At 74.6% G+C, this 303-nt stretch carries 1 protein-coding gene; it reads left to right on the top strand.

From position 1 onward, the window contains the following. Positions 1-135 precede the first annotated feature (135 nt). Positions 136-303: Nif3-like dinuclear metal center hexameric protein (locus NE591_RS14200; protein WP_256156975.1), on the top strand; the 168-nt coding region annotated here is incomplete at its 3' end.

Below are 303 nucleotides of genomic sequence, written 5' to 3'. Positions count from 1 at the left end.
GTTGTCGGGCACCTCGCAGATCTGCCCGTAGCCCTTGCGCCGCGAGCCCTCCAAGGGCTCGGCGAAGCGCAGGGTGAACTTGAGCCCGACAACGACGGCGAGCCCGAGACCTTGGCGCGCCTGGCTGCCCGCTGCATGGCGGTCTTCGGCCGCGCGCCGCGGGTATGGGGCGCCCCCGATGCGCCGGTGCGCCGGGTCGTCACAGCCACGGGCTCGGCGGCCAGCCTCGCGCCGGCGCTCGTCGCGGCCGGGGTGGACGCCGTCGTCTGCGGCGAGATGAAGTACCACACCGCGCTGGAGCTG

Source organism: Adlercreutzia sp. DFI.6.23 (assembly GCF_024462535.1).
GTDB classification, from domain to species: domain Bacteria; phylum Actinomycetota; class Coriobacteriia; order Coriobacteriales; family Eggerthellaceae; genus Adlercreutzia; species Adlercreutzia rubneri.
The sequence above is the reverse complement of the archived record's forward strand: the minus strand, read 5'-3'. Positions and strand labels throughout refer to the sequence as shown.